The organism is Marinobacterium mangrovicola, from assembly GCF_004339595.1.
Classification (GTDB): domain Bacteria; phylum Pseudomonadota; class Gammaproteobacteria; order Pseudomonadales; family Balneatricaceae; genus Marinobacterium_D; species Marinobacterium_D mangrovicola.
In genome coordinates this window covers 721,583-738,345 of record NZ_SMFU01000008.1, presented here as the reverse complement: position 1 = coordinate 738,345, position 16,763 = coordinate 721,583, and the positions used below count along the sequence as shown (strand labels likewise).

At 59.1% G+C, this 16,763-nt stretch carries 10 protein-coding genes; 1 reads left to right on the top strand and 9 read right to left on the bottom strand.

Going from position 1 to position 16,763, the window contains the following annotated elements; translation table 11 throughout:
* Positions 1-2: 2 nt before the first annotated feature.
* From CLV83_RS11760 to CLV83_RS11735, 6 genes are all read right to left on the bottom strand, one after another.
* On the bottom strand, positions 3-1,718 hold the full coding sequence (locus tag CLV83_RS11760) for a hypothetical protein (RefSeq protein ID WP_132292236.1): 1,716 nt from the start codon (positions 1,716-1,718) through the stop codon (positions 3-5).
* Positions 1,693-6,864, bottom strand: a complete 5,172-nt coding sequence (locus CLV83_RS11755; RefSeq protein WP_132292233.1) for a diguanylate cyclase domain-containing protein — start codon at positions 6,862-6,864, stop codon at positions 1,693-1,695. Before CLV83_RS11755 ends, CLV83_RS11760 begins: the two co-directional genes overlap by 26 nt.
* Positions 6,864-7,580 (bottom strand): hypothetical protein, encoded by a 717-nt coding sequence (locus CLV83_RS11750; RefSeq protein ID WP_132292230.1) that lies wholly within the window; start codon positions 7,578-7,580, stop codon positions 6,864-6,866. The genes CLV83_RS11755 and CLV83_RS11750 overlap by 1 nt, the downstream gene beginning before the upstream one ends.
* A complete protein-coding gene (locus tag CLV83_RS11745; RefSeq protein ID WP_132292227.1) occupies positions 7,580-8,407 on the bottom strand; it encodes a gamma-glutamylcyclotransferase family protein in 828 nt (275 codons plus the stop codon). The genes CLV83_RS11750 and CLV83_RS11745 overlap by 1 nt, the downstream gene beginning before the upstream one ends.
* Positions 8,408-8,413: 6 nt before the next feature.
* Positions 8,414-10,582, bottom strand: a complete 2,169-nt coding sequence (locus CLV83_RS11740; RefSeq protein WP_132292224.1) for an alkaline phosphatase family protein — start codon at positions 10,580-10,582, stop codon at positions 8,414-8,416.
* Between the two features lie 82 nt (positions 10,583-10,664).
* The gene (locus tag CLV83_RS11735; RefSeq protein ID WP_132292221.1) at positions 10,665-11,567 is read right to left on the bottom strand and encodes a LysR family transcriptional regulator; all 903 of its coding nucleotides are present in this window, start codon (positions 11,565-11,567) and stop codon (positions 10,665-10,667) included.
* A 129-nt stretch (positions 11,568-11,696) separates the two neighbouring features.
* Here CLV83_RS11735 and CLV83_RS11730 point away from each other — a divergent pair, with 129 nt between their 5' ends.
* Positions 11,697-12,758: a tartrate dehydrogenase gene (locus tag CLV83_RS11730; protein WP_132292219.1), complete on the top strand. Its 1,062-nt coding sequence runs from the start codon at positions 11,697-11,699 to the stop codon at positions 12,756-12,758.
* Between the two features lie 123 nt (positions 12,759-12,881).
* On the opposite strand, the gene pgl is transcribed toward CLV83_RS11730, so the two are convergent.
* Genes pgl through edd form a run of 3 tightly spaced genes read right to left on the bottom strand, consistent with a single transcriptional unit; the run spans position 12,882 to position 16,134 of the window.
* Positions 12,882-13,613 carry a 6-phosphogluconolactonase gene (gene pgl / locus CLV83_RS11725; RefSeq protein ID WP_132292216.1) on the bottom strand — a complete coding sequence of 244 codons (732 nt, stop codon included), beginning with the start codon at positions 13,611-13,613 and terminating at the stop codon, positions 12,882-12,884.
* A 38-nt stretch (positions 13,614-13,651) separates the two neighbouring features.
* Complete coding sequence (locus tag CLV83_RS11720) at positions 13,652-14,290, bottom strand: bifunctional 4-hydroxy-2-oxoglutarate aldolase/2-dehydro-3-deoxy-phosphogluconate aldolase (RefSeq protein WP_132292213.1); 639 nt, start codon at positions 14,288-14,290, stop codon at positions 13,652-13,654.
* A gap of 11 nt (positions 14,291-14,301) precedes the next feature.
* Positions 14,302-16,134, bottom strand: coding sequence for a phosphogluconate dehydratase (edd, locus tag CLV83_RS11715; protein WP_132292210.1), 1,833 nt, complete (start codon positions 16,132-16,134; stop codon positions 14,302-14,304).
* Positions 16,135-16,763 lie beyond the last annotated feature (629 nt).

Genomic DNA, 16,763 nt, shown 5'->3' with positions numbered 1-16,763 from the left:
CGTTACTTTGTGTAGGTCACCTGGAGCGCATTACCCTGCAGTGAAAATACCGGTGTCACGCCCTCTATGCTGTTGGCACTGAAACACCCGGTTTGAGCCTCCGTCAGGCTGTCGCTCTGCAGCACGGTATAGGGCGTATTGAACTCGAAACCGCCATCGCTGGCCTGCCAGAAATCAAACTCGCAGCTACCGTTCAGCAGCAGGCTTCCACTGACCTGAAGAGAAGTCACAGCGCTGCCCAGCTGGATAGAGATCAGACCGCCATTGAGCAACAGATCCTTAACGCTTAACGGACCATCGTGGTCGCCGAGCACCAGCTCACCATTCCCCTGGAGCTGGATACAAGCGCTGGCAGCCTCGGACTGATCATAAAAAATGATTCGTCCACCGCTCTTCTCACCCACGCCACCCAAAGCGATCAAGGTCGCGGCTCCCGCGCTGCTCCGGCCGGAAAACTCCGTAAATCCGCCAGCCACGCCATCAGCACCGCCTCCCAGATTGGAAATCACCGCTTCGCCAGCAGAGGGATAGCCTCCTGAGGCGGCACCTTCATCAAAGACAGCAAACTCGGTGTATCCCGCAGCGCCCCCTTTCAGCGGAGCCGGTTGGTTACAGATACACGCATTCCCTGCTGTCGGCGCGTAAGCAGCGGGAAGGCTGATCGAAAACAGTGTATGACCGGCGCTGGAACGGTGGGAGATAACACTCCCCAGGTTAGTGATCTGCGCATTTGCCGCGGTCGGTGCACCATATTTCGCACTGAACTCCAGATGGCCGCCCCCGCCCTGTTGCTCGCCCTGGGCGCCGAAGTTGAAGTACCGGCCATTGCCTGCAGACGCGCCCACACCAGCGGTTTCTGGCGGGTTGTTATTAAAGCTGGTGACACCGCCATAGGCACCGGCAGCGGGTGCCGCGTAGTTTTGAAATATGCCGCTGCCGCCGCTAGCCTGGCTATCAAACGCCACATCCCCACCATTGGCCTTTTCGTGGGTACCGCCCAGGTTATTAAATTGACCGTTCGCTGCGCTGGAATGACCGTAAAACTGGGTGTTACCGCCGTCGCCCCCGGAAACCGTGCCGCCGACATTCTTAAAAATGGCAGATGCCGCCGTGGCGCTATCGTGAAAGACCACATTGCCAAAGGTGTCACCATCGCTGCCCAGACTGCCATAGATCGTGAAGCTCGCCTGCCCCGCCGACGTCTGGTCACAGAAGGCTATTTCGCCACCTACGGTGCTATGATCCGGTGGCACTCCCGCACCGGTCCAGGCGGTATAACAGGCAGAACCCGCACAAGCCTGATCATGAAAACTGATCACGCCGCCGCCATAACCCTCTGGCGACACCGGCCCTGCCGAGTAGCAGAGAGTTTCATCGCCGGCTGATGCCGTTCCTGCAAAGCTCAACTGGGGGTTCTGATAGCCACTGGTGGTCGCAGCTACGATAAAATGCTGAACCTGGTCGGAGTCATTACTGACCCTGCCCGTTACGGTCAAAGCAGGCTTTTCCGACGACGCAAAGTTAAATTGATAAGCATCCGCACCGGCAGAGAATTCAATCTGCTCGATCACCTGAACAGCACCAGCGGCAAAGTCGATCTGGGTGTGACTCGATTTGCCGAAGGTCGCCTTTACGCTCGGTACCTGCTGCGGCACCCAGTTTTCCTTTGCGCCCCAATCTGCGGTTGCCGGGTTACTGCTCCATGTCGACTCTGTCATTGGTTCCTCCTGAACAAGCTTCACTGGCAGAACCCTTTGTCCTGCCAGCCGGTGCCGGACGCACCCGGTTTCTTCCCTGCCGCTTGGCCTGATACAGCCCCTCATCAGCTTCTCGTACCAGATCAACGGTACTGCCACCCAAACAGGGTGTGGCCGTGGAAAAACCGGCACTGACAGTGACCACCGGGCCGGTGGATGAATGCTCGTGCGTAATCGCCAGGGCTTCTACCGCGCGGCGGATCTTTTCGCCTACCTCTCGTGCACCCTCTTTATGGGTGTTGGGCAGGATGACGATAAACTCCTCGCCGCCATAGCGGGCGACCAGATCTCCAGGCCGCAGCAGCTCCGACCTTAACGCACCGGCCACTGCAGACAGGCAGTAGTCCCCTGCCTGGTGACCGTAGTTGTCATTGAACGCCTTGAAATGATCAACATCCAGCATCAGGACAGAGAGCGGGTCCCCTTCACGGCGCAGTCGCACCCAGACCTCTTCCAGGTATGAATCGCCACGACGGCGGTTGGCAACACCGGTCAAGCCATCCCGGTCCACCAGCCCCTGGAGCTCCATGTTCACCTGTTCGAGACGCGCGGTTCGCTCAGCAACCTTCTCTTCCAGGCGGTGAGAGTAATCCTGCACCTGCTCATACAGACGTGCGTTATCGATCGCCACCGCCGCCTGCGCCGCCAGCAGACGTATCAATTCCACCCGCGCCTCGGTAAAGACGCCGCTGGATAGATTATTTTCCATATAGAGAACGCCTTCGAAGCGCTCTCGGCGCACCGGTACACAGAGGACCGATGCAGGCTGGAACCCCAATACATAGGGATCCTGCCGGAACGCCCCTTCACGTGCAGCGTCATCCAGCACAATCGCACCTTCGCCGCTGAGCACTTCGGTGATCAGGGTAACCGGCAAGGGCAGCGACTCACCATTGGCCAGGGCAACACGCGTGTGCTCCGGCAATTGCTGCCCCTGGGCCTGGCGTTCGGGCAATCTCACAGCCTCGATGCGCAACGCGCCACTCTGCCTGACGATAAGACAGCCCCACTGACCACCGGCACTTTCCAGCAGGATATCCATGCTTTTCTTGAGCAATCGCTCCAGCACCATCTCGCCGGAAATCTCTCGCGACGCCTTCATTACCGAAGCCAGATCCAGGTCACCGGCATCCACTCCCGTTGCAGTCCGGGACAGAGACTGCGCAGGCAGCAACTCTCGCAGTACAGGAAACTCCTGCAACATCATTTTCACTTTGCGAGCGGCGCCCCAGCGTTCGAACAGGCAGTAGGCCGCACGCAGATACCCCTCGGCACAACGACGCCGTCCCAGCGCGAGCAGATGCCGGGCAGCGGCTTCGCTAGCCATCGCCTCATCACGCAGAAAGCCTGCTTCACGGGCGGCATCAATCGATTTCTCGTAGTACTCAAGGGCCTTTTGAGGTTGGCCATCAAGCCCGGTAAGTTCCGCTTCCATCAGATATTGCAGATGGCGGAAATTCGCTGCGCAGTTATCCGCCCAGCGTGTCATCCGCGCCAGATCACTCTCCAGACGCTGCCTTGTCGCCTGCTGCTCCGCCTTATCCAGCAGCGGAAAACGCTGCGCCAGCGTCAGACAGGCGACAATATAAAACCGAGTCAGCTGCGGCAACGACATGGCAGACTTGATCAGCTTGTCCTGCTCACACACATGCTCAAACGCGCGCTCGTAGTCACCGTGGATCAGGCTGATTTCCGCGCTGTAGATATGGTAGTTGGCGATGCCGGTCATAAATTGACGCTGGCGCATGCCGTCCAGGCAGTGCTGTTCGTCAAAGGATTCATCACTGAGGGAGAACGGGGAGTGGGTGCGCCCCAACAGGTTACGCTGCATCTGCAGGAACAGGGTGCCGGAATCGAGCGAGTCCTGATAGGCACACTCACGCACGATCTCCAGATTCTCTGCGTGCTGGCGTTCCGCACTCTCCAGGTCGAGCGTAGGATCCCAGATCACACAGTCCTGGGCGCTATACGCCAGGTAAAGCAGGTCACCGGACTGATAACCGGCTTCGATACCACGGCGGAACAGGGGCGTCAGGCTGGACCAGTGGTTGCTCCAGTGATGCACGAACATGGCATAGACATAGATAACGCGGGCCCTCAGCGGCAGGTCATCCAGGCGTTCATTAAGCTCAAGCCCGACCTTGCCGTACTGGTAGCCCAGTGCCGGCTGATCCAACTCCCCGCAAAGCAGCATGCCGTAGGCCGCATAGGCAAAGGCTGACTCCGGGCAGTTACCGTAACGCAGGGAAAGGTTGACCGCTTTCAGCACCAGATAGGGGAAGATATTGCCGCTGCCGGAGAGAAAAGCCGCGGCGAAAATCTCGTTCAGCAGCCGCATGGCGATCAGCACCGCCTCATCATCCACCTCGGGCGCATCGACAAGGTCGGCGATATCGCGCTCCCCCAGATAGTCGAGCACACGCTGCTGCTCACGCCGGATATCGGCTTCGGTCGGCTGTTTGGTAAACTCCACACCGAGCACCGCAAGCCCCTGGATCGCCGCGAGAATAGACTCATCCATACGTCCCAGCGTCACACACTGGCGCGTTCGTGTGGCAAGGATATCGGCCCGTTCCAGATCGGTATCGGCCCGCTCGAGCATCACCTCAATCCAGTGGTCCGCCTCTTGCGTGAGGCCATTCAGGTAGGCACAGAGCTGGGTCTCGGCTGCCAGCTCCTGCATCACTTGCGGCGCCGCGCACCAGGGGTCATCGGGCAGCATTTCCCGCGCCACACGCAGGTAATCAAGCGCCGCCTCGTAGGCGGAAGAGTGACGTGCACGTATCCCGGCCTTGAGGTTCAACTCAGCCAGTTGCAGACGCTCGCCCGCATCCTCGATCAGCGTCCGCCCCTCGTTAAGGTGACCGACGATATCAACCAGGCGCGACTCGGCCAGTTGATCACCGGCGTCCCTCAGCATCAGCCGGCCGATGGAAAGATGCACCTCATCGAGGTGATCCACATCGATCAGAGCATAAGCAGCCTGCTGCACCCGGTCGTGCTGAAACCGGTAGTGGGGACTAAACGCCCAGTTGCTGGTATCGGCCACATCGGCTCGCCCACCAAAGAGGCGGTAATCACTGTGCAGCGGTAACAGGGTGTGCTGTTTGAGCGCCGGCAGCAGCGCTGCGGCCGTCATATCGGCCGAATGTTCATAGATGGTGGCCAGGGTACGCAGGTCGAAACTGTTGCCGATGCAGGCGGCGAGCTGCAGCACTTTCTGTGTTTCCGGCTCCAGCTGGCGCAGGTTATCCACCATGAACTCGACCACATCGTCGCTGACACCGGCCCAGCGCGCTGCGTCCATATCCCAGTGCCAGCATTCGCTGCCCGGATCTGGAAAAATCACCCCTTCCTTGTGCAGCTGACGCAGCAGCTCGTTGGTGAAGAAAGGATTCCCCTGCGCCTTGTTATAAAGCATCTCGCTGAGCGGCAACGCCTGCTCTACATCCCGGCATAGGGCGCCGGCCACAAGCTGCGCCACCGCATCACGATTCAACGGCCCCAGTGGCAGCTGATGGATGCTGCGTTTCGGTTCCAGCTCATCCAGCATCAGCCGCAACGGATGCCCGGCGCTGACTTCGTTGCTGCGAAAAGCACCGATCAACAGCAGATGGCTGAGGTCATGGGAGGTTACAAAACGACGCAGCAGCTCCAGGGTGGGCACGTCGCTCCACTGCAGGTCATCCAGGAACAGCACCACCGGATGACCTTCGCCGGCAAACACCTGCAGGAACGCGGTCAAAACGATCTGCAGCCGGTTACGCGCCTCTGCCGGCGGCAGACTCGCCACTGCAGGCTGCGGGCCGATGATCAGTTCCAGCTCGGGTACCAGCTCAATGACCAGCCGCGCATTAGGCGCCAGGGCACTCTGTAAACGCTGCCGCCACTGCGCCAGGTGCTCTTCAGGCTCTGCAAGCACCTGCTGGACCAGACTGCGGAAAGCACTGCCCAGCGCCCTGTAAGCCTCACCGCTCTGAAACTGATCAAACTTGCCCTGCACCAGAAAACCACGCTCACGCACCAGCGGCCGGTCTATCTCGTTAACCAGTGCCGATTTGCCGACTCCGGAGTAACCGTGCACCAGGCAGAACTCGTTGCCCCCCGCCACGGCAGACTCGAACAGATCGAGCAGCGAACTCAGCTCCCGGTCACGCCCATAAAGGGTCTGAGGAATCAGGAACTTCTGTATGCCATCTTTCTCACTCAGTTCGAACGGCTCTATCGCACGCCCAGCAGCCACCAGCTGGGCACAGTGTTCAAGATCATGCAGCAGACCCGCCGCACTCTGATAACGCGACTCAGGGCTTTTACTCAGCAGCTTGAGCACGATCGCCGACACCGCAACGGGTACATCGGGCTGAATCTCATGGGGCGGCCTGGGCAGGCGACTGATATGGCTGTGCACCCATTCCAGCAGGCTTTGTCCCTGGAACGGCAGCTGGCCGGTGAGCAGCTCATAGAGCAGAACACCCAGTGAGTAGTAGTCAGAGCGGTAATCCAGATCCCGGTTCATGCGTCCCGTCTGCTCCGGCGACATGTAGGGCAAAGGCCCTTCCAGGCTGCGTGACATCTGCACCGCCTGGCGCTCCTGATCCAGCTCCGAGGCGATACCGAACCCTGACAACGCCAGACTGTCACTGGCGGGATCGAGCAGCACATGCGCGGGGGTGAGTGCCTTGTGCACGATATCGCGGGCGTGAATACCGCCGAGGATGCGCACCAGCCGAATCGCCAGCTTCAACACTTCCGGTAGCGGCAGGCGCTGTTCCGGTGCGCTGTTCAATCGATGAGCCAGATTACTGCCGTAAAGATCGGCGACCAGCGCCAGGTTGCCGCTGCCGTGGGGCACCACCTCATGGATACGGCGTACGCCCTCCACGTCATTCAGACGCTGGGCGATCACCCCTTCGCGGCGAATTCGCGCCACCTGATGGCGGCTGGGGAACTCGGCATCGATGGTTTCTAGCGCGACCGCCATACCATCGTGACGGCGACGCGCACGAAACACCACACGATCACCTCTGCGCTCCAGCACAGAGATCAACTCGTAATCGGGTAATGATAGCGCCGCCCTGCCGAGGCCGGTTTCCCCTATGGATCGCATCAGATATCGAACACCTGCTTGAAGCGATCACTGAACTGCTCATACGCGGTATCGCGTAGCGGCTGGCCATGGCCACAAAGAACATGACGGAAAGAGAGATCCTTGAGGCGGGTGAAATCATCACCTGCAGGAGAAGCGGCCTGCACCCAGACCGGTCCCAGATTCGCCGGTGTAAAGAAGCCCATTTCGGTCATCATCTGACGCGATTGATCGGAGAAGTATTCATCCGGTTCGTGCCAGTTCTGCAACGCATCGCAGGCGATCAGAATGCCGCCCTCGCGATCGAGACGGAGAATCGCCTCAGGGATATTGGTGCTATTAAAAACGAACAGGGAAGCACCGGAGATCGGTAGTTCCCCCTCCGCAGAGAGGGTTCTGGCCGACTCGGCCGGGCACTCATGTTCGATGCCCGGCAGCGCCCAGTGCTGCGCGTTGTATCGGTCTACATAGAAAGCGTCGTCGCGGCCGTGCAGGCAGCCAAGGCGAACCACATCGGTAACGCGGCCCAACTTGTCCAGTGCGGCCAGGCCTTCATCATCCAGGCGCACACTGTTCACCAGTATCAGGCGTTCACCATCGCGTACCACGGTCATGTTGCGGCTGAACTGCCAATCCATGCCCTGAAGCTCGGTTTCCATGGCGCCGCTGATAAAAAAGAGATCCGGAAACACCTCTTCAAAAACGCCATGCGGTAATGCCGGGCTAAAGTTATCCATTAAACCTGATCCTCTTCCTGACGGTAGATAAAACGACCTACATAACGGTATTCCCGATCATACTCGTTGAGATAGGCGTTGAGGTAGTGCATCTGAGACTCGTTCAACCGCCCCAGGCGGATATCTTCCAGGGTTTCCCAGCCATCGCTTTGATCGAGCCGTTTCAGGTGAAACAGCGTCATATCACGACCGCCAAAAAAACCTTTCAGATAGTGATGCTGTTCGCGTGCCTGCGACATATCAAAAACCGCACCATAGAGTGCCGTATACAGCGGATGCTTTACCAACGAGGCTGCATCGAACTCGGGGAACTCCCCCGCTGGCGGTTCAAAGGGCGGATAATCCTCCGGTTCATGCACCGGATGCTCTCGGATATAGCACACATAGTCCGCTTCCAGCCCCTCGTCCTCGGCACCTTTAGCCAGAATATTCAGATAGCGCTGGCTGGGCCGGCAATCATTATTGATAAAACCCGGCAGACCGACATAAACGATAGCTGAGACTGTTTCCCGATGATCGCTACCCGCCTCAGTTTCAGCCTCCACTTCAACCTCCACCCGGTCATAACCATGGCCATAGGCTTCGGTGGCATCCAGCGGCGCCAGCGCCTCATCCGGGCAATCATGCAATACGCCCCAGACCCGGTCGTTGGGATCATCGCTGGGTTCGATATTACCAACGCCCCCCTCGTGCCGGAAAAAATGCTGCACATTGAAGCGTAGTCGCCAGCCATGCAGTACCGCCCGCCGCGACGCCAGAGGTTCGACCCCCTTGGCGCGCAGCGAAGTGATATTCATGTTTGAGCCGAAGCCGAAGTAACGAAACATGGAAACTCAATCAGTCTGTTCTGGGTAAGTCTTATCATAAGGAGGTGTAAAGGAAGGTGCATCCTTGCGCACAGTGTCGCGCTGGAACACCTTTTCAAAGGTCGGAGCCTTCGCCATCCGGTCTCCCATGGACCAAAGCGGCCGGGGTACACCAAACCATTTCAACAGGGTCGCCGCAAACGAGGTCGAATCAAACGGCGTACTGCCGTAAGCGCGGATAATGCTCTTCTCCGGTATCCAGGGCGATACCAGGATCGCAGGCACCCGCGGCCCCATCAGGTCGTATGCAAAACCGTTATTCAGATCGTTGGGCCAGGGTTTAGCGGCATAGGGCGGTGCCACGTGATCGTAAAGACCGCCGTTTTTATCGAAGGTAACGACCAGCAGGGTCTCTTCCCATCCAGGCCCCTGTTTGATCGCCTCGTAGATCTCGTTCAGCGTACGCTCACCGGGTACCAGATCGCCGCCCGGGTGATAGGAGGTTGCGCCCTTGGGCGCTATCCAGGCTGGCTCCAGGTAGCTGAACGCGGGCAGCGTGCCGTTCGCCGCATCCTGCTTGAACCGATCCAGGTCGGCGATAAACGCCTTGTCGTTGCTATCAACACTGGGGATCTGGCCTTTCAGGTAGAGCTGGTTGGTGAAGATCTCATCTTCCCAGGGCACCTGGTAGTAGATTTTCCAGTCGGTGATCCCCTGGCTCCAGAGCAACTTCCACAGCGACTGGCGGTGCGGCGAATAGGGCCAGTATTTATAGGCATCGCCGCCCTCCCAGGTTCCCAGCTTATTGAAGGCGGAACCGGTTACCGAAAAGGCGCGATTCACATCGGTGCCGCCGGGTATGGAGCTGAACCAGCGGTCGGAAATAGCAAACTCCCTGGCGAGCCCGTTCAGCACCGGCAGCTGCGTCGGGCTGAAGGTTTCCATCACCTGGGGGTTGGCATTGTTAAGTACAAAGCCGCCCATATCCGGTTCCTGCCGGCCCCAGTACCCTGGAGCACCGGCAAACATCTGCTGCAGATTGTCGGTGGTATCGTGAAAAGGATCCTGATCCAGAGCGACCAGGTCCCACTGATCGCTTAGCTGCCCCTCCTTGAACTGGCTGACATAGGCCTTCTCATTACCGTTCCAGTTGAAGTAGTCATAGCTGGAGCCATCGAAGGCACCGCCTGGGCCGATATAGTTGCAACCCTCTTCACCGTTTTCATAAAGCCAGCCACAGACGTTGTCGAAAGAGCGGCTCTCCAGCATGTAATACACCACATGGCGTATCTTGGAGCGCATAAAATCGATGCTGCCGGGTTGGCGCGCCTGGTTAGCGTCCACCGGCTGCCTGGTCTGGAACCCGGTCAACTCAGAATCCGCGCTGATCCCCTCAGGCAGCACACCTTCCCTGAGCGGCCCCACCAGCACATTTTGCGCCGCGGGATCGAAGTCCCAGAGACGGTAAGTACCGGTGTTCAGACAGCGGTCCAGCACCTTGTCGCCGAGCACAACCAGCTCGCGCTCCTCGCCGATATCGGGCCAGATCCCCTCCTGAACGGCGGGCAACGACAGTGGCGACGTCTGCTGGGGATCGAAACTCCAGAGACGATAACGGCTGCGCTCAGGCAACCGCTCCAGTACATAGTTGCCGATCGGCAGCAGCAGGTGGTCCTTGCGGATCAGCTGGAAACCGTTCTGGCCGGTATAGGGAGCCGGCAGCGGGTCGGATGAACCCGGCGACTGGGGTGCCGGATCGAAGTTCCAGAGCTCGAAGGTGCCTCGCCCCTTAGATGGAATCATCTGCAGCACGAAGCTTCCCATGGGGATAAGGTCAAGCTGCGCACCTTCATTGGGGTTCTCGCTGTAATAGTCACGGTAGCCCCAGAATTTTTCCTGTGGCCAAAAGCCGCTCTGCAGGGCCTTGGCGTTGAGCGGATCCTCAGTCTCGGGGTCAAAATCCAGCAGTCGATACAGGTAGCCATCCTTGCCACTCTGGCTGCAGCGCGCACTCCAGCTCAGCAGGTATCCTCCGACCTGCGCAACCCGGGTGCCGGCGTCCAGCCGTCCATCACTCCCTTGTGGCAGCGGTGAAAATAGCTCCGCCCCCTCGAAGTCGACCGCATAGGTGCTATAGCTGTTGCTGCCCGCATCTCTGCAAATAAGGTACTGCGTGGTTTGTGCGTTGCTTAGCATGCTTCATCCCTGTCAGTGGTGGCCGGTTGGACCTAAACCCGATATTAACCAATCGGCGCCCTTAAGCGCCGCTTCCCTATTTTTACTCAGACTGATCAGCCAATGCCTGTTCCAAAAGGGTGACACAAGCGCGCAGCTTGGCTGAGGTTTCCAGGCGGGTGGAATAGATGGCATGAATATCCGCTTCCTGGGCGAACCCGGGGAGCACCTGGACCAGAGTCCCGCTGGCCAGCTCCTGCTTAATGTTCCAGGCGGAACGCAGCATGATCCCCTGGCCATCCAGACACCAGAGTTTGGCTACCGCGCCGTTGTTGGTGCTCATCGGAGCTCGCAACTCGAGAGTTCGACTGCCGGCGGGGCCCTGCAGCAGCCACTGACCGGGGATCTGGTCCCTTTCCCTGATCGCGATGCAGCGATGCTTGTGCAGATCCTCAAGACTGTCCGGGCAACCCTGACGCGCAATATAGTCGGGCGAGGCGCATAGAATACGGCGATTGGTAGCGAGCTTGCGGGCGATCATGCTCTGCGGCAGCAGCCCGCCCACACGCAGCTCCAGATCAAACCCCTCGGAGACAAGATCCACCGGGCGATCCAGCAGCTCCAGATCGATCTCAAGCTCAGGATAACGGTCGGCCAGTTGTGACAGCAGAGGCGCCACGCAGAAACTGCCAAAACCGGTACTGGTGACTATCCGTATTCGCCCCTTGGGGACCTGATGCTCCCGGCTGATCTCCAGCTGCATCTGCTCCATATTTTCCAGCAGACGCTGCGCCCATCTCAGGGCGATCTTTCCCTCCAGACTCAACCGGACCTGCCGTGCACTGCGCACGAAAAGCGTTACGCCAAGCACCTGCTCGAGCAGAGCGATCCGCTTGCTGACGTAGGCCGGCGATACGCGCAGTTGGTCTGCAGCCAGGCTGAACCCTTCCAGTTGGGCGGCAACCACAAAGACACGGAGGTCGGTCAACGCGGGAAGTTGTTTCACAGTTCGTAATCCTTAGCTTTACTAAAGCACACTTCAAACACGATTAGTGTAGCTTATACTCTGTGGCATCAGGATGGCACAGCCATCGATCACGCTAATAACAGAACAGTTCAGAACAGAGGTCTCCCCATGGCGAAGGTGAAGATTGCAGTCATTCCCGGTGATGGCATCGGCAAAGAAGTTATCCCCGAAGGTATCCGTGCGCTGGAAGCCGCCGGTCGCAAGTTCGGTGTCGAATACGAATGGACCGAATTCGACTGGTCCTGCGAGACCTACCACAAGACAGGCCGCATGATGCCGGAAGACGGTATCGAACAGCTCAAGCAGTTCGATGCGATCTACCTGGGCGCCGTCGGTTATCCGGGTGTGCCTGACCACATCTCCCTCTGGGGTCTGCTGCTGCCGATCCGCCGTGAGTTCGAACAGTACGTGAACCTGCGCCCTGTACGCCTGTTCGAAGGTGTCCCCTGCCCACTGGCCGGCAAAAAGCCGGGCGACATCGATTTTTACGTTGTGCGTGAAAACGTCGAGGGCGAATACTCCTCCGTTGGCGGTATTCAGTACGAAGGCACCGAGCACGAAGTCGTCTCTCAGCAGGCGATCTTCACCCGCCGCGGTACCGACCGTATCCTGCGTTACGCCTTCGATCTGGCCCAGAGCCGCCCGAAAAAGCATCTCTCATCTGCGACAAAATCTAACGGAATCTACCATTCTATGCCCTGGTGGGATAGCCGTGTTGAAGAGATGGCCAAGCAATACCCGGAAATCAATGTGGATCAGTACCACATCGATATCCTAACCGCGAACTTCGTGCGCATGCCGGAACACTTCGACGTGGTCGTCGGTTCCAACCTGTTCGGCGATATTCTCTCCGACCTGGGCCCGGGCTGCACCGGCACCATCGCGATCGCACCGTCCGCCAACATCAACCCGGAAAAGAACTTCCCATCCATGTTCGAACCGGTACACGGTTCCGCCCCGGATATCGCCGGCAAAGGCATCGCCAACCCGCTGGGCACCATCTGGGCCGGTGCGATGATGATGCAGCACCTGGGCTACGACAACATCCACGACAGCCTGATGGAAGCGATGGAAACCGTGCTGCGCGACGCCAAGGCTCTGACCGGTGACATGGGTGGTTCCGCCACCACCATTGAGCTGGGCAAGGCGGTCGAAGACGCGATCGGCTAACTGCATCGGCTGACTGCATAGGCTAACTACAGTCCCCCCTCGACACTCAGACACTGAGCGTCAAACAGCAAAGGCCCAGAGTTTAAAGCTCTGGGCCTTTTTTAATTGAACTACTGAAGTCATTCAGGGCGCCCAGTAAACCGCCACCGGCGTCTCCGATTGACGCAATACCGAGCGGATCGGCATCGCTTCGACCTCACCCGGCGCCAGTGCCTGTTCCAGTACGGGCAGCTTCGCGTCGCCGCACAGATGCACAAAGATCTGCGCACTGGCCAGCAGTCGCGGCAGTGTCAGCGTCATTCTGGGCCAGGGCGCCTCTGGCGGTGTCACTGCAGTACAGGCGCTATAAGGCTCGGGCGCTAACGCTTCACCAAGCTCCTGCGCCCCCGGGAAGAAAGAGGCGGTATGACCGTCCTCCCCCATACCCAGGATGACCGCATCGATACGCCGGGGCAAAGCTGCCAACCTGGACTCCAGCGCCGCCTGCCCTGCGGCCGGAGTCTGTTCACCGTTATACAGCGACAGAAACTTCGCCGCGGCAGCGTCGTTCTGCAGCAGGTTCTCGCACACACTGCGCTCGTTGGAATCCTCGTGCTGGTTATCGACCCAGCGCTCGTCGGCCAGGGTGATCGTCACTTTAGACCAGTCCAGCGGCTGCCGTGACAGGCACTGAAACAGCGCCGCCGGTGTGCGCCCGCCGGACACCACCAGAGCGGCCGAACCTCTTTCCGCTATACCACGGCTCAGCAAGGTGCTGATACGTTCGCAAAGTTGCTGCTCAAGCCCGGCACGCGCTGCGAACGCTTCCAGGGTGACGCAGGGATTCAATTCGGGGTGAAGATTCAGTTCACTCATACCGTTTGCCGTCCAGGGATTCGCTTGGCTTACTGGGGTTAACTCAGCTGGCTGGCACCTTCCACCGCGCTACGCGCCAGTTCGGTGATACCAGCCCAGTCCCCGGAGCGAATCAGATCGCCGGGAACGATCCAGGAGCCGCCTACACAGCAGACATTGGGCAGCTTCAGGTAATCCCGGTAGTTGTTCTCGCCGATACCGCCGGTGGGGCAGAAGCGTACATCGGGGAAAGGCCCCGCGATCGACTTGAGCGCCGCCACTCCCCCATTCGCTTCGGCCGGGAAAAACTTGAATCCGGTATAACCCGCTTCCAGACCGCACATCAGCTCGGATACGGTGCTGATTGCCGGCAGGTAAGGCAGGTCCCATTCGACACCGGCCTTAAGCAGAGCCGGCGTCGCGCCGGGACTAATGGCGAAGGTGCCACCGGCCTGGCGCACCTTTTCCAGCTCTTCGACCCGGGTCACGGTACCGGCGCCGACGATCACATCATCCACTTCTGCGGCAATAGCCCGCATCGCATCCAGCGCCGCTTCGGTGCGCAGGGTCACCTCCAGCACGCGCAGCCCACCGGCCTTAAGCGCATTGGCCAGGGGCACTGCGTCTTCTACCCTCTCAATCACCAGCACCGGCATTACCGGCGAGGTATTCAGAACTGCATCGACCTGAGTTGTCATCCATTTATCCTCTAGCGCGAAGTTGATGATTCATCCACAAACAGGAAACTGGCGCCCTCTTCCGCGCCGGATACCAGCCTGCGCATACCGCTGAACAGCTCCCGTCCCATCCCAAAGTGGCTGCCGCCCAAATCCGCGGTTGCCTGCTCACGGGAGGCCAGCTCCGCATCGTCCACCAGCAGTGTCAGTTCGCCGGCTTCGCCATCCACACGGACCAGATCGCCGTTACGCACCTTGGCGATCAAACCGCCCTGGGTCGCTTCCGGTGTCAGGTGTATCGCTGCCGGCACCTTACCGGATGCACCAGACATGCGACCATCGGTGACCAATGCCACCTTGAAGCCGCGATCCTGCAACGTGCCGAGGAAGGGCGTCAATTTGTGCAGTTCCGGCATGCCGATGGCGTTGGGCCCCTGGAAACGAACCACCAGCACGCAGTCACGATCCAGCTCGCCGCGTTCGAACATCGGCTTCAACTCATCCTGGTCGTGCAGTACCACAGCCGGAGCCTCTACCACGCGGTGCTCGGGTTTAACTGCGGAGACTTTCATCACACTGCGGCCAAGATTACCGCCCATCAGACGCAGCCCGCCATTGGCGGAAAACGGCTCGGCTATCGAAGCGACCACAGCCTTATCCAAGGACTCCGCCGGCCCTTCACGCCACTTCAGCTGCCCTTCGTCCAGATAGGGCTCCCGGGTGTACTCGGTAAAGCCCTTGCCCATTACCGTGGTCACATCCTCGTTCAGCAGGCCCGCACTCAGTAACTCGCGGAACAGCAGAGACATCCCTCCCGCCGCATGAAAATGGTTAATATCCGCGCTGCCGTTGGGATAGATCCGGGTCAACAGCGGCACCACCTCGGACAGATCGGCGAAATCATCCCAGTTAACGATAATGCCCGCCGCCCGGGCGATGGCGATGATATGCATGGTGTGGTTGGTGGAGCCGCCGGTCGCCAGCAGCGCCACTATGCCGTTGACGATCGCTTTCTCATCGATCACTTCACTCAGCGGACGGTAATCGCGGCCCAGCTCGGTGATCCGGCAGGCCTGCTCCGCCGCCGCCCGGGTTAGCGCCTCACGCAGCGGCGTGTTGGGATTGATAAACGAAGCGCCGGGCAGATGTACACCCATCGCTTCCATCAACAGCTGATTGGAGTTGGCGGTGCCGTAAAAGGTACAGGTGCCGGGGCCATGGTAGGAATCGGACTCACACTTGAGCAACTCGTCACGGCCCACCTTGCCTTCGGCATAAAGCTGACGGATGCGGGACTTCTCGCTGTTCGGCAAACCACTGGTCATGGGGCCTGCGGGCACGAAAATCACCGGTAGATGGCCAAAGGCCAAAGAGCCGATCATCAGGCCCGGCACGATCTTGTCGCAAACACCAAGGCAGAGCACCGCATCGAACATATTGTGAGACAGGCCCACCGCCGTAGCCATGGCGATGGTATCGCGGCTGAACAGGCTCAACTCCATCCCCGGCTGTCCCTGGGTCACACCATCACACATGGCCGGCACGCCGCCGGCAAACTGGGCGACACAGCCCATCGCCGCCACGGCTTCTTTTATTTGTGCCGGAAACTGCTCCAGCGGCTGGTGCGCTGAAAGCATATCGTTGTAAGCGGAGATAATCGCCACGTTGGCCTGATCCATCAGCGTCAGGCGCTCCTTGTCTTCGCCCCCACAGGCGGCAAAACCGTGGGCGAGGTTACCGCACGAAAGCACGGAACGATGGGGTTTGTTATCGCGGGCCTGGGCCATGCGGCTCAGATAATCGGCGCGGCTATCACGACTACGCTCGATAATCCGCTGAGTGACGGCAGCAACGGTAGTATTCATAACGGTCTGTTGGCCTTTTCACTGGAGATAATGGAATCGCAAAAACATGAGGGGCGCCTGAGCGCTGATCAATCTTTTCAGGCCCTGACTTTTATGGTCGTTTTTTATCGTAATGGTTTATCCGAGCCCGGATCTATGCCTTTGATGCGTTCTGACTTTACTACATCAGTAACACATTTTTCCGGCAAGACCGAATTTAAGGATGGCTCAGAAATAGCCAGCTGTCAGACCGATAGACAATCAGTCCAGCCGGTAACCCTGCGAGGAAAAAGGCTTAACCGCTCTGCAGGAAATGAGATTCAGAGGTAGGTTATATAGATGGGATAAAGAAAAAAGCGGCGCCGCCAGTGCAGGGAGCGACGCCGCTATGAAAAGCATATGCCGGGGCGGGCAGGCGATTGTTGCTTCGGATACTTATCCCCCTTCGATTCGTACCCAGGCGAGAAGCCTCCTTCCTGAGAACTCCCTGCCGTAAAAACAATAACCGACCACCTGACCCGGAACCTTTGGGAACCCGCCACTGGCGAATCCCGCTAACCTGTATGCATAAAACCTGGATGCATAAAACACGGCCGACCTGGCGCTTTCGCCCTCAACCGGCTTCGCTGGCCATTATCCTGTGGCTGGGG